A 13,614-nucleotide genomic window follows, 5' to 3' on the forward strand; every position below is an offset into this window, starting at 1 on the left:
CTGCGAATGTACAGACTGCGGAAGTTTAGCCTTGCGCGGCGGCCAGATCGCGGCGCAGAGCGGCCAGGCGCGGCGCGTCCGGCTCCAGCGCGGCCGCGGCTTCGATATCAGCCTGCGCGGCGGCGAACTGGCCCTGCTCGATCTGCACGCCGGCGCGGTTGCGCAGCAGCATGGCGTTGATTGGATCAAAGGCGAGGCCGCGGCTGTAGGCGGCGATGGCGGCGGTGGCATCCTTGTCCACATCGGCGCTGTAATTGCCCAGGGTGTTGCAGGCCCAGCCGGCCTGCCGGCGCAGCGCGGTCGCCAGGCCAGCGTCGAGCTGGTCGGCCAGGGGAATGACCTGTTCGCACAGGTCAATGACCGCGGCGTGAGATCGGACGTCAAGCTGCTCACTGTGGGCTTGATTGTAGCTCCCCAGTAGCACGACCAGCAAAATCGCCAGCCGGGTCACGGTCTCACGCTCTTGATCGGCCAGGGCCTGGCTGATCTGGCCGGCCAGGGCAAACAGCGCCTGCGCCTCGTGCAGGACGGGGTGGTCGGCCAGGGCCTGGGCCAGCGCCTGGTCGGAGTCAACCTCCCGCAGGGCGGAGAGGGCCAGTGCCAGCGGATCATCGGCGGCTGCCGCTTCGGTAGAAGCGGCGCGGAGCGTCGCATATTCGCGGCGCAGATCCTGAACGATTGGATGATTCGCGTATCCCGTCTGGTCAGCCACGCGAAACGCCTGCTCGTACAGAGGTCGGGCCAGGTCGAGGTTGCCAGTGCCTGCTTCGAGCCTGGCCTGACTCACCAGGGTGTTGATGATGCCTCCAGGCTCCTGTTCCAAGCGATACAAATCCAAGGCGGCGTCGAAGTGGCGGCGGGCGGCGTCGAGGTTGCCCAGCCGACTTTCCAAATCGCCCAAACTCTGCAGCGTGTTGGCTTTGCCCAGGCGGTCTTGCTCGGCTTCGTACAGCGGCAAGGCGGCGTCGAAGTGGCGGCGGGCGGCGTCGAGGTTGCCCAGCCGCCTTTCCAAATCGCCCAAACTCTTCAGCGTGTTGGCTTTGCCCAGGCGGGCTTGCTCGGCTTCGTACAGCGGCAAGGCGGCGTCGAAGTGGCGGCGGGCGGCGTCGAGGTTGCCCAGCCGACTTTCCAAATCGCCCAAACTCTGCAGCGTGTTGGCTTTGCCCAGGCGGGCTTGCTCGGCTTCGTACAGCGGCAAGGCGGCGTCGAAGTGGCGGCGGGCGGCGTCGAGGTTGCCCAGCCGCCTTTCCAAATCGCCCAAACTCTTCAGCGTGTTGGCTTTGCCCAGGCGGTCTTGCTCGGCTTCGTACAGCGGCAAGGCGGCGTCGAAGTGGCGGCGGGCGGCGTCGAGGTTGCCCAGCCGACTTTCCAACTCGCCCAAACTCTGCAGCGTGTTGGCTTTGCCCAGGCGGTCTTGCTCGGCTTCGTACAGCGGCAAGGCGGCGTCGAAGTGGCGGCGGGCGGCGTCGAGGTTGCCCAGCCGACTTTCCAAATCGCCCAAACTCTTCAGCGTGTTGGCTTTGCCCAGGCGGGCTTGCTCGGCTTCGTACAGCGGCAAGGCGGCGTCGAAGTGGCGGCGGGCGGCGTCGAGGTTGCCCAGCCGACTTTCCAAATCGCCCAAACTCTTCAGCGTGTTGGCTTTGCCCAGGCGGGCTTGCTCGGCTTCGTACAGCGGCAAGGCGGCGTCGAAGTGGCGGCGGGCGGCGTCGAGGTTGCCCAGCCGCCTTTCCAAATCGCCCAAACTCTGCAGCGTGTTGGCTTTGCCCAGGCGGTCTTGCTCGGCTTCGTACAGCGGCAAGGCGGCGTCGAAGTGGCGGCGGGCGGCGTCGAGGTTGCCCAGCCGACTTTCCAAATCGCCCAAACTCTTCAGCGTGTTGGCTTTGCCCAGGCGGGCTTGCTCGGCTTCGTACAGCGGCAAGGCGGCGTCGAAGTGGCGGCGGGCGGCGTCGAGGTTGCCCAGCCGACTTTCCAAATCGCCCAAACTCTTCAGCGTGTTGGCTTTGCCCAGGCGGGCTTGCTCGGCTTCGTACAGCGGCAAGGCGGCGTCGAAGTGGCGGCGGGCGGCGTCGAGGTTGCCCAGCCGACTTTCCAAATCGCCCAAACTCTGCAGCGTGTTGGCTTTGCCCAGGCGGGCTTGCTCGGCTTCGTACAGCGGCAAGGCGGCGTCGAAGTGGCGGCGGGCGGCGTCGAGGTTGCCCAGCCGCCTTTCCAAATCGCCCAAACTCTTCAGCGTGTTGGCTTTGCCCAGGCGGTCTTGCTCGGCTTCGTACAGCGGCAAGGCGGCGTCGAAGTGGCGGCGGGCGGCGTCGAGGTTGCCCAGCCGACTTTCCAAATCGCCCAAACTCTGCAGCGTGTTGGCTTTGCCCAGGCGGGCTTGCTCGGCTTCGTACAGCGGCAAGGCGGCGTCGAAGTGGCGGCGGGCGGCGTCGAGGTTGCCCAGCCGCCTTTCCAAATCGCCCAAACTCTGCAGCGTGTTGGCTTTGCCCGATCTGTCGCCGGTTTGGTCGGCCGCAGCGATGCTGACACGCAGCCATTCGCCCGCTTGCGCCGCGCGCCCGCGGATGAACATGACCTGACTGGTGATGTTGGCCAGCCGGGTCGCGCGGCCGGGGCTGTGCTGTTGACACCAGGCAAACGCGTGCTCGATCTGTTTGAATTCTTGTTCGACGCGCTCGGTGGCGCTGGGAATGGAGGCTTGCGCCAGCTCCATAAAATAATCGGCATGGCGCTGCGGCAAGACCAGCCGCTCCTGCTCATCCTGCAGGCTGAGTGCGTAGGCGCGCAGGATGGCGTGCTGCTGCCAGCGGCCGCCAGATGAATGATCGGCCTCGCGCGTCGCCTGGATCAACGCGAGACCATCCAGCAGCAGAAGCGCCTCTCGCGCCGCGTCAACATTGAGCGCCCACACCGACGCGGCCGCGGCGGTGTCAAAATCTGCCTCTTGGGCAAAGACGCCCAACGCGCGCAACCAGGCCTGGCGGTTGGCGCCGTCGGTGCTTTCCCCCAGATAGTCGTAGCTGTACTTCAGCGCGACTTCTACCTTGTTCAAACGCTCAGCCTTATCCAGCCGCGGCAGGTCACCAAAGCCGCGCCCAACCGCCACCCGCTGCAAAATCTCCTCGACGGTGTTCGTGTAGGGCTGCACCTTGCGTCGGGCAAGCAGCGACCCGGCGGCCAGTGTCAGCGCCTGGGCATGATGTCCCAAGCCAGTAGCCAGGCGGTCGGCCAGGTTAGCCTCAAGCCCATCCACCTTGCTTTGTAGGAGGACGCGGGCATCTTGTTTGCTCAACACATCAAGCTGCTGAATCGCCTCTGCGCGATCTTCCAGGCTGAAGGCTACATCGTAATCACGCGTGGTGATCAGCAGCGAGCACTCGTCGGGCAGCGCGGCCTTGAGCGCAGCCAGCGCCTCTTCGCTCCAAACGTCATCCGCCACGACCAGCAGCGGACCGTGGCCTGCCAGCAGGCGGGCCACAACTTCGGGCGCCAGTTCGCAGTTCTCCAACAGTTTTGTTGCCTGCAAGGCATCTTCGTAGGCCCATACGGCCAGCCGCTGCAAATGCGGCAGCATATGGGAGGCGTGGCGCGGCTGGCCCAATGTCCAGCCAGACAATACCGCCCTCGTACAGCGCGCCGTAGCGTTCGACATACAGGTCAGCCAACACGCTTTTGCCAATGCCAGGCTGGCCGCGCAGCGCGGCAGAGGTGCCCTTGCTGACGAGCGCAACGCTGCCGCCATGGGTCAGTCGTTGGTGCAGGTCGGCCAGTTCCATTTCACGTCCCACTGCGCCGCGCACACGCTGTTTCCAGCGTTCGTTAGGGCGTTGCCAGCGCAGACGTAGTTCGCCTACGTTGTAGATGTTGAACATGGTGTTGTTGTTGCCGATCTGGCAGTTGTTGGCGGTGACGATGTGGTATTTGGCGCCGCTCTCGGCGCTGTCTGGCTGGCGCTGCTGATCTTGCGTGTGTGTGCTGCGGGCTTCGGGCTGGCGTTCTTCCGCGGCGTGGCGCAGCGGACCGCCCACGCGCGTGCTCCACGCCTGCTGCCACTGCGCCAGCCGCGCGGCGACGCGCGCCGCGGCCTGCGCGTCGCCCGCCTGCTGCGCCATGTCCAGCAGCAGTTGCAAGGCGTCGCGTGCGTCGGTCGTGATGAGCAGGTTCTGGCTTTGCAACAGCGCCGCAGCCTCATCGTCCTCCGCCTCCACGAACTCGCTCACCGCCTGGCCGAGCGGGCTGTGCTGCAGCCGTTCCAGCGCCTGCTCCTGCGCCCGCTGCCGGCCAAATTCCTCGTACGCCGCCTCGATGCCCAGGCGCCGGCAGGCCGCCAGTAGGCCGATGTGCTGCTCGATGTCGCGGTTGTCGGGGTTATTCATGCGCAGCAGGGCCAGCACGGCCGCGCCCTGCTCGCCCACCAGTTCGCCCGCGTGGTCGGTGAGGAAGGCTTGCGACGCCGGCCAGTCGGGCGTCTGGATCCAGGCGATCAGGCGGGCGACCAGCGCTCGTCCGCCCTCGTCGCCCAACGGGGCCAGTGTGCGACGGGCCGCCTGTGCGGCCGCGCGCCAGGCGCGCAAGGCATACAACCGGCGGCCCAAATCCGCGGCCTCCTCGCCGCTGACGGCCGCGATCCTGGCCTCGGCCGCCGCCTCCAAGCGGTCGAGATCCTCATCGGCCGTGCCCGCCACCAGCCCCATCAGGCCGGCGGACTCACTAGCCGTCTCGAAAATCAGCAGCAGCCGCTCGTCCGCGCTCATCGCGTTCATGGCGGCGGCCACGACGCGGGCGGCCGGCAGATCCTCAATGCGGATACGGCGCAGCCCATCCAGGCGTTGACGGATGGCCGTCGCTTCATCCCCCTCGGTCGCAGCCAGGTGCGCGGCGGCCGTGCGTTCCAGGTCGTCCAGGCCGGCCTCATCCTCCCCGACCGCGAAGCTGAGCATGGCCGCCAGATCTGGCACGTGCATGAAGGCTTGAAAACGTTCCTGCGCCGCCGCGATCTCCGCTTGCCCCGGTGCGGCCATTGCGGCGGTATTCGTAGGCGATGATGGCTGCATGAATGCTCCTTGCCGTCCAGCGGCGGTGATGGCGGAACGGGGGGATGGAGATATTATAACACAGGGGTTGGTGTAGGTAGAGATCAGAGATCAGAGATCAGAGATCAGAGATCAGAGATCAGAGATCAGAGATCAGAGATCAGAGATCAGAGATCAGAGATCAGAGATCAGAGATCAGAGATCAGAGATCAGAGATCAGAGATCAGAGATCAGAGATCAGAGATCAGGTTTCGTGGAAGAAGGGAGTTGGCTGGTCTCCGGTCTCCAATCTCCAATCTCCAATCCCCGGTCTCAAATCTCCGGTCTCAAATCTCCGCCAACACCCTCTCCAGCACCCGGATCGCACGCAAGTATTCCTCGATGACGATGTGCTCCTCCGGCGTGTGATCGAGGCTGGCATCGCCGGGGCCGTAGGCCGCGATGGGGCAGTTCCAGGCCGGGGCGACCACGTTCATGTCACTGGTGCCGGTCTTGAGCAGGTAACCAGGCCGGCCGCCCTCCCGACGAATGCCGGCCACCAGGCTGCGCGTCAGCGGGCTGTTCTTGTCGGCCACCCAGGCGCGCTCCTGGCCGGAGAAGCCCAGGCTGCACGCGGCCGGCTCCGCGCTGACCCCCTGCGCCAGGTCGGTCAGGTCGCGCTCCAGGCCGGGGATGTCGGTCTCCAGCGGCAGGCGCAAACCCACGCGCAGGTCAGCCCACTCGCTCAGGCCGTCGGAACCGCTCGCCATGCTGCGCAGGCTGGGCAGCAGTTGGCGAAACGGGCCTTCGCGCTCCTGGTTGTAGTTTTTCGTGTAGCCAATGACACCCTGCCACCAGTGTACGGCCTGTTCGTTGACCCCCAGGCGGTTGCCTGCGCTGTGACCGCAAGGCCCCTGCACGTGCAGATCGGCCAGCAGGCGTCCTTTGTAGCCCAACGTCACCCGCTCCCAGCCGCTCGGCTCACCGATCAGGCACGCGCCGGGGATGCCCTCCGCCAGGAAGCGGTCGCGGATGTGCCGCGCCCCTTTGCTGCTGGCCGCCTCTTCCTCGGTCGCGCCGATCACCACGAAGCGCACGCCAGCGCGGGGGCCGATCCGCGCCACGGCCGCGGTGAACGCCGCGAGCGGGCCTTTGGCATCCACCGCGCCGCGGCCAAACAGCCGGCCGTCCTCCATGCGCACGGCAATGCGCCCGGGCACCGTGTCCTGATGGCCCAGCAGCACGATCGTGACCGCCGCCGCGGGATCGCCCATCTCGCCCACCGCGTTGCCGGCCTCGTCCACGCAAGCCTTCGTGTAGCCAAAGGCTATCATCTGGCGGGTCAGGAAATCGGCATGAAGCCCTTCAGCGCCCGACAGGCTCTCGATGCCGAGCATGTCGCGCAGGAGTTGGACAGCCTGTGTATCGTTCATAGTGCAAGTTCCCCATTTTGAGTTCAGATGCGGACTCCGTCTCCCCTTGCGAAGGCTGGCTGCTCCCCACATCGTCGGGCAAGCCGTAACCGATCTCGATCACAAAGGCCTCTTACCCGGCGGGCCTTCGCAAGGTTGGAGCATGTCTGCCAGCGTCGTCCGGCCAGGAGACCGAACGACAGCCTTCCTCTTCCCCCCTTCCTCTTCCCCCCTTCCTCTTCCCCCCTTCCTCTTCCCCCCTTCCACTTCCCCCTTCCTCTTCCCCCCTTCCTCTTCCCCCCTTCTCCTCTCCGCCGCGCGGAGAGGAGAAGGGGCCGGGGGTTGAGGTGAGGCCGCCGCGCGGAGAGGAGAAGGGGCCGGGGGTTGAGGTGAGGCCGCTAATCTCCCCCGAGCGCCGCCGCGACGGCATCCACGGCCTGATCCAGTTCCGCTGGCGTCATGACCAGGGGCGGCAGCAGCCGCAGGACCGTCGGCCCGGCCGGCAGGGCCAGCACGCCCAGGGCTTGCAGGCTTTGCAGGGTGGGCGTGACCCGTGTGCGCAGCTCGATGCCGATCAGCAGGCCGTGTCCGCGCACCTGGCGCACCACCGGCAATGGCGCGACGCGGTCCCGCAATTGTTCCAGGAGATACGCGCCCTGCACCGCCGCCTGGCCAGGCAGATCGCCCTGTTCCAACACATCCAGCGTCGCTAGGGCCGCTGCGCAGGCCAGGGGGTTGCCGCCGAAGGTGGAGCCGTGACTGCCCGCGGGCAATGGGCCAAAGCGTTCGTGCAGCAGCGTCGCGCCCATCGGCACGCCGCCCGCAATCCCCTTGCCCAGCGCCATCAGATCGGGCGTCACCCCATCGTGCTGGCAGCCAAACCAGCGGCCGGTGCGCCCAAAGCCGGTCTGCACCTCGTCCACGATTAGCAGCGCGCCGACATGTTGACATAACGTCTGCACACTCGCCAGGTAACCGGGGCTTGGCGGCCGCGCGCCCCCTTCGCCCTGCACCGGTTCCACGATGACGGCCGCGGTCTGATCATCCAGGCTGGCGGCCAGCGCATCCAGGTTGTCGTAAGGCACGTGCTTGAAGCCCGGCAGCAGCGGCTCGAACGGCTCGCGGTACTTCGGCTCCCAGGTCGCGCTCAGGCTGCCAAACGTGCGCCCATGAAAGCCTCGCTGCATGGCGATGATGCCCGGCCGGCCGGTCAGCAGACGGGCGAACTTGAGCGCCGCCTCCACCGCTTCCGTGCCGGAGTTACACAGGAAGGCGCGCGTCAGACCCGCCGGCGCCAGCCCCGTCAACCGCGCCAGCAGCGCCGCCCGCCGGTCGTTATAGAAAATCTCCGGGCAGGTGATGAGCGTCGCGGCCTGCTGCGCCACCGCCGCCGCCACGGCCGGATGGGCATGACCGATCAGCGCCACCCCCTGGCCGCTCGTGCAGTCCAGGTAGCGCCGCCCCGCGTCATCCCACACCCACACCCCTTCCCCACGCACCAGCGTCAACGGCCGCTTCGGATAGCAGCCGCTCGTGTGCCGGTTTTCTATTTCGCTCCACATTCCCTCACCCATGCCCCATTACCCCCTCAATCCCGGAGATCGGAGATTTGAGACCGGAGACCGGAGACCACTCGCCTTCCACGTACCCGATCTCCGATCTCTGATCTCCAATCTTCCTCCTTCATCCTTCAATTTTCGTTCCTTCTCCGGCCAGCGCGGCGCGCAGAGGCTCCGGCCGACGACCATCGCCAATGACGACCTGGGAAACTCCGCCCTGCAGCGCCTCTTGCGCGGCCAGCACCTTGCGCTTCATCTTGCCTTTCGCATAGTCCTGTGCGTTTCCCAGGTCAGCCAGGCTGAGGTTGGTGAGCAGGCTCGATTCGTCCGGGAAGCGGGCGAGCAGGCCGGGCGCGCTGGTCAGTAGAATCAGGGTATCTGCGTGCAGCGCGGCGGCCACCGCGGCCGCGGCGCGGTCGCCGTCCACGTTGATCGCCTCATGATTGAAACTGAGCGCGGGCGGGGTCAGCACCGGGAAGTAGCCGTTGTCCAGCAGCAGGGTCAGCAGCCCGCGGTTGACCTGCTCCACCTTGCCGGTGAAGTCGTCGCGCAGCACCTTCTGACGGCCGTTCTCTACGATGCGCAGGACATCCTTGCGCGTCCCGCGCAGCAGCCCGCCGTCCAGCCCGCTCAAGCCCACCGCGTTGACCCCCAGCCCTTGCAGGCGTTCGACCAGCCCCTTGTTGATTTGCCCACAGTAGGCCATCTCGAAAATTTCCAGCGTGCGCCGATCCGTGCGCCGGCTGACATGGCCCGAAGTCGAAGTGACATATTGCGTCGGATGCCCCAGCGCCGCGGCCAGCTCGTCGGTCGTCTCCGCGCCGCCATGCACCAGCACCAACCGCTGTCCGGCTCGCAGCAGCGCCGCCACATCCTCGCACAGCCCTGCCAGATTCAACCCCTTGCCGCCGCCAATTTTCACGACAATCATGTTCACATCCTCAACGAAGACCGGAGACCGGAGACCGGAAAAACTCCCTTCTTCCACGAAACCCGATCTCTGATCTCCAATCTCTGATCTCCAATTACACCGGGTGCAGCCCCGCAAATCCCAACCCCGCGGTCTCGTCCCAGCCGGCCATCAGGTTGAGGCACTGCACGGCGCTGCCGGCCGCGCCCTTCACCAGGTTGTCGAGGGCAGCCAGGACCACCACCCGGCCGCTGACCGGGTCCAGCTCGAAGCCCACATCCACGTAATTGCTGCCGGCCAGGATCTTCGGCTCCGGGTAGCGGTACAGCCCCTGGCGCTCCTTGACGATGCGCACGAACGGCTCTTTGCCGTACGCGGCCCGGTACGCGGCCCATAACTCCTTGTCGCCGAGACTGCGCTCCCTGAGAAAAACGTGCCCGGTCGCCAGCACCCCGCGCACCATCTCCACCGCGGTGACCGATAGGTGAATGGGCGGCGCGGCGCCGGTCAGACTGAGCGCCTGGCGCACCTCGGCCGTGTGACGATGACCGGTCGGCGCAAAGCTGCGCACCACACCCGCGCGCTCCGGGTGATGGCTCGCGAGGCCCGGCTCTGCGCCGCCTTCACTGGAACCGACCTTCACCTCCACCACCACATCACGGGTCGGGTCGGCCAGCCCGGCCTTGAACAGCGGCCACAGGGCCAGGGTGGCTGCGGTGGCGTTGCAGCCGACGCCGCTGACGTACCGGGCCTGGCGCAGCGCGTCCCGCTGCAGCTCCGGCAGGCCGTAGACAAAACGATCCAGCCAGGCCGGCGCGGCGTGTTCATGGCCGTACCAGGTGACATAATCCGCCGGGCTGCGCAGGCGGAAGTCCGCGCTGAGGTCAATGATCCGGGGCGCCAGCGCGGCCAGTTGTTCGATGCGCTGCTGCGCGGCGCCGTGCGGCAGGCAGGCGAAGAGCACATCCACCGGCTGCAGTTCGCTGGCCGTGGTGAACTTCAGGCGCGTGCGGCCGCGCAGGTTGGGGTGCATGAAATGCACGAAGCGGCCGGCTTGGCGTTCCGAGGTGATCTGCGTCACCTCGACGTGCGGGTGATCGAGCAGCAGGCGCAGCAGTTCGCCGCCGGTGTAGCCCGAGCCGCCCAGGATCGCGACCGTCAGGCGGCCGTTCACAGGGCCGCCGCGGGCGCGGCGCTGCGCCAGCCGTTGGCCGCGGCCCAGCTGTCACGCGCCACAGCCAGGGCAAAGTCTACGATGCGGCCCGGAATATCCACGCCCGTCGGCTCGATCGAGTTGCGGAACTCCATCGTGTAGTTCACCTCATTGATGAGCAGACCGCGGTCGGGGTCCTCGAAGACATCAATCGCCACCACGCCGCCGCCCACGGCCGTGGCCGCACGCACGCACAGGTCGTTCAGCTCTGGCGTCACCGGGCAGACGCTGGCCTGGCCCCCGCGCGCGGTGTTGGTGATCCAGTGCGGCGAGTGGCGATAGATCGCGCAGATCGTCTCGTTGCCCACGACGAAGGCCCGAATGTCGCGCCCCGGCTTGCGCACGTACTCCTGGATGTAAAAGATCGAATGGTGATAGGTGCCGAGGGTCTCCTTGTGTTCCAGGATCGCCTCGGCCGCCTCGCGATCGTTGATCTTGCTCAGCAGACGGCCCCAGGAGCCGACCGCCGGCTTCAGCACCACCGGGTAGCCCAGGCTTTCGATAGCCTGCAAGGCCGATTCGGGCGTGAAGGCCACCAGCGTGCGCGGGGAAGGCACGCCGCAGCGAAAGAGCGCGCTGGTGGTCAACAGCTTGTTACCGCAGGTATCGGCCACCTCGAAGGTGTTGACCGTCGGCACCCCCGCATCGTTCAAGATGCGCAGCGCGTAGAGCGCGCGGCTGTGATTGATGCAGCGCTCGATCACCACATCGTAATCAAAGCCGTTGCGCCCCAGCTCGAAGATCACCTCGCGGTCGTCAATCGTCGCATAGCCGATGCCTCGTTTCTCCAGGGCGCTGATAATCAGCTTTTCCTCCACGCGCACGCGTGACAGCAGCACACCGATGCGCATGGCCTACTCCCCCCAATCCTCTTCGACTTCCGGCGCCAGGTCAACCGTCAACGGGCTGACGCTCAGCACTTCCAGCTCCACCCCGCACTCCGGGCACTGCACGATCTCCCCGGCCAGCACATCGCCGCCGATCTCGATCTCCGCAGCGCACTCAGGACACATCACGTTACTCATCTTGGAATCCTCCTCATTGTTTGCTCTTTAGATCAGAGATCAGGGATCAGAGATCGGGTTTCGTGGAAGAAGGGAGTTTTTTCGGTCTCCGGTCTCCAATCTCCTCCCTCACGCCTCACTTCCAACCGCAAATCAACCGCCTTCCACACAGGTCTCCGGTCTCCGCTCTCCGGTCTCCGCTCTCCGGTCTCCGCTCTCCGGTCTCCGGTCTCCGGTCTCCGCTCTCCGGTCTCCGCTCTCCGCTCTCCGCTCTCCGCTCTCCGGTCTCCGCTCTCCGCTCTCCGCTCTCACGCCTCACTTCCAACCGCAAATCAACCGCCTTCCACACAGATCTCCGGTCTCCGGTCTCCGATCTCCAACCTCCTGACTACCGCCTGCGTCACCTCTGCAGTCGTGGCATTTCCGCCCAGGTCGGGGGTCAGCGGGCCGGACGCCAGCACCTGGTTGACGGCGTGTTCGATGCGGGCGGCCGCGTCCGCCTGGCCCAGGCTGCGCAGGAGCAGGGCGCCGGCGCGGATGGCCGCCAGGGGATTGGCGATGCCCTGCCCGGCGATGTCCGGCGCGGAGCCATGCACCGGTTCGGCCACGACAAAGCGCTCGCCCTGGTTGGCCGACGCGGCCAGGCCTAATCCGCCGGTCAGGCCGGCCGCCAGATCGCTCAGAATGTCGCCGAACAGGTTGGTGGTGACGATGACATCGAAGTGCTGCGGCTGGCGCACCAGCCGATAGGCCACGCTGTCCACCAGCCCCTCCTCCACCTGCACATCGGGGAAATCGGGCGCCACGCTCAGGCTGGCCTCGCGAAAGAGGCCATCGGTCACGCGCAGCACGTTGGCCTTATGCACCAGCGTCACCAACCCGCGGCGCCGGCGAGCCTGCTCCAGAGCCACCCGCATGATGCGTTCGCTGGCGCGGCGGGTAATCACCCGTTCCGCAATCGCGGTGTCGCCCTCCAACCGTTCACGGCCCGCGTACATCCCCTCCGTGTTCTCGCGCACGATCAGCAGATCAACACCCGGCCAGCTGCCAGGCGTCGGTGTGCTGACCAGCGGCCGCAGGTTGGCGAACAGATCGAACTGTTGGCGCAGCTGCACGATGGGACTGCGGTAGCCATGCGCTGCGTGCGCTGGACTGCTCACCGCGCCAAAGAGCGCGCCGTCCACCGTTGCCAGGGCCTGCACGGTGACTGCGGGCAGCGCCGAGCCGGAGCGCACGAACGTTTGCCAACCGGCCTCCAGCTCCACGAACTCCACGGCAACCCCGCTGGCCTGCATCGCCGCGGCCGCGGCCGGCGTCACCTCCTGGCCGATGCCATCCCCGGGGATCAGCGCAATGCGCAGTGGCAAAGCGTGTGCCCGGTTCATGCCGCGCCGCCATCGGTGGCCAGGTGCGCCTTGAGGTACGGAATCAGGCCGCCGGCCGCGACAATGCCATGCACCGAGGGCGACAGCGGCGGGAACTCGAAATCGCCGGCCGCGCTGTGGATGACGTGGGCATCGAGATCAATCGCGATCTCGTCGCCGTGCTGCAGCGCATCCACGGCCGCGGCGCAGGTCAGCGCGGGCAAGCCGTTGTTCAGCGCGTTGCGGTAGAAGATGCGCGCAAAGCTGCGTGCGATCACCGCGCCCACGCCGGCATATTTCAGGCAGGTCGCGCCCTGCTCGCGGCTGCTACCACAGCCCCAATTACGGCCGCCGATCACCACATCACCGGGCCGCACGTTCTGCGCAAACGCCGGGTCCAGATCCTCCAGCGCATGGCGGGCAATCTCCGCCGGCTCGGTCAGGGTGTACGTGTACTTGCCCGGAAAAATCACATCAGTATTCACATCATCGCCGTATTTCCAGACACGGCCGCGTATTAACGTCACTGTTCGTTCCCTCTGTCTGGATCGGGGGCGGCGCACAATCCGCCCCGCCACCGCGCTGGCCGCGACGACGGCCGGGCTGGCCAGGTAGATTTCGCTGTCAGCCGTGCCCATGCGTCCCTTGAAGTTGCGGTTGGCGCTGCTGATGCACACCTCGCCCGGCGCCAGGATGCCCAGGTGATTGCCCATGCAGGGGCCGCAGCCCGGCGGACCGATGACCGCGCCGGCCTCGATGAAGGTCTCGATGTAGCCGGCGCGCAGCGCGTCGAGATAAATCTCGCTGGAGGCCGGGATTATCAGCAGCCGCGTTCCCGCGGCCACGCGCCGGCCGGTCAGGACGGCCGCGGCCTGCGCCAGGTCCTCCAGCCTGCCGTTGGTGCAGGTGCCCAGAAACGCCTGCTGCACGGCCGTACCCGCCAGCGCCGACACCGGCGCCACGTTGTCCACCGTATGCGGACAGGCTACGCTCGGCTCAACCGCGCTGGCATCGAATACATGCCGGCCGGCATACACCGCGTCCGGATCAGGGTAGAGCGCCGCCGCTGAGATTTGAGATTTGAGATTTGAGATTTGAGACCGGAGATTGGAGACCGGGTTGGCTTGTTGACGGTGTTTTCGG

At 66.6% G+C, this 13,614-nt stretch carries 9 protein-coding genes; all 9 read right to left on the reverse strand.

Translation table 11 applies throughout. The features are described 5' to 3' along the window. Positions 1–25: 25 nt before the first annotated feature. Positions 26–3,613 carry a tetratricopeptide repeat protein gene (locus IPM84_16405; GenBank protein ID MBK9094319.1) on the reverse strand — a complete coding sequence of 1,196 codons (3,588 nt, stop codon included), beginning with the start codon at positions 3,611–3,613 and terminating at the stop codon, positions 26–28. Between the two features lie 1,743 nt (positions 3,614–5,356). Next, the gene (locus IPM84_16410; protein ID MBK9094320.1) at positions 5,357–6,442 is read right to left on the reverse strand and encodes a [LysW]-lysine hydrolase; all 1,086 of its coding nucleotides are present in this window, start codon (positions 6,440–6,442) and stop codon (positions 5,357–5,359) included. Positions 6,443–6,819: 377 nt separating this feature from the next. Beyond that, positions 6,820–7,983 carry an aspartate aminotransferase family protein gene (locus IPM84_16415; GenBank protein MBK9094321.1) on the reverse strand — a complete coding sequence of 388 codons (1,164 nt, stop codon included), beginning with the start codon at positions 7,981–7,983 and terminating at the stop codon, positions 6,820–6,822. Between the two features lie 121 nt (positions 7,984–8,104). Continuing rightward, complete coding sequence (locus IPM84_16420; protein MBK9094322.1) at positions 8,105–8,911, reverse strand: [LysW]-aminoadipate kinase; 807 nt, start codon at positions 8,909–8,911, stop codon at positions 8,105–8,107. A 94-nt stretch (positions 8,912–9,005) separates the two neighbouring features. After that, the gene (locus IPM84_16425; protein MBK9094323.1) at positions 9,006–10,064 is read right to left on the reverse strand and encodes an N-acetyl-gamma-glutamyl-phosphate reductase; all 1,059 of its coding nucleotides are present in this window, start codon (positions 10,062–10,064) and stop codon (positions 9,006–9,008) included. After that, positions 10,061–10,954, reverse strand: coding sequence for a lysine biosynthesis protein LysX (lysX, locus tag IPM84_16430; GenBank protein MBK9094324.1), 894 nt, complete (start codon positions 10,952–10,954; stop codon positions 10,061–10,063). The genes IPM84_16425 and lysX overlap by 4 nt, the downstream gene beginning before the upstream one ends. Before the next feature lie 3 nt (positions 10,955–10,957). Continuing rightward, entirely contained in the window at positions 10,958–11,128 is a 171-nt protein-coding gene (gene lysW / locus IPM84_16435) for a lysine biosynthesis protein LysW (GenBank protein MBK9094325.1), read from the reverse strand. A 311-nt stretch (positions 11,129–11,439) separates the two neighbouring features. Beyond that, positions 11,440–12,492 carry an isocitrate/isopropylmalate dehydrogenase family protein gene (locus tag IPM84_16440; protein MBK9094326.1) on the reverse strand — a complete coding sequence of 351 codons (1,053 nt, stop codon included), beginning with the start codon at positions 12,490–12,492 and terminating at the stop codon, positions 11,440–11,442. Next, positions 12,489–13,109, reverse strand: a complete 621-nt coding sequence (locus tag IPM84_16445; protein ID MBK9094327.1) for a 3-isopropylmalate dehydratase small subunit — start codon at positions 13,107–13,109, stop codon at positions 12,489–12,491. The genes IPM84_16440 and IPM84_16445 overlap by 4 nt, the downstream gene beginning before the upstream one ends. Positions 13,110–13,614: the final 505 nt, after the last annotated feature.

The organism is Candidatus Amarolinea dominans (genome assembly GCA_016719785.1).
GTDB lineage: Bacteria > Chloroflexota > Anaerolineae > SSC4 > Amarolineaceae > Amarolinea > Amarolinea dominans.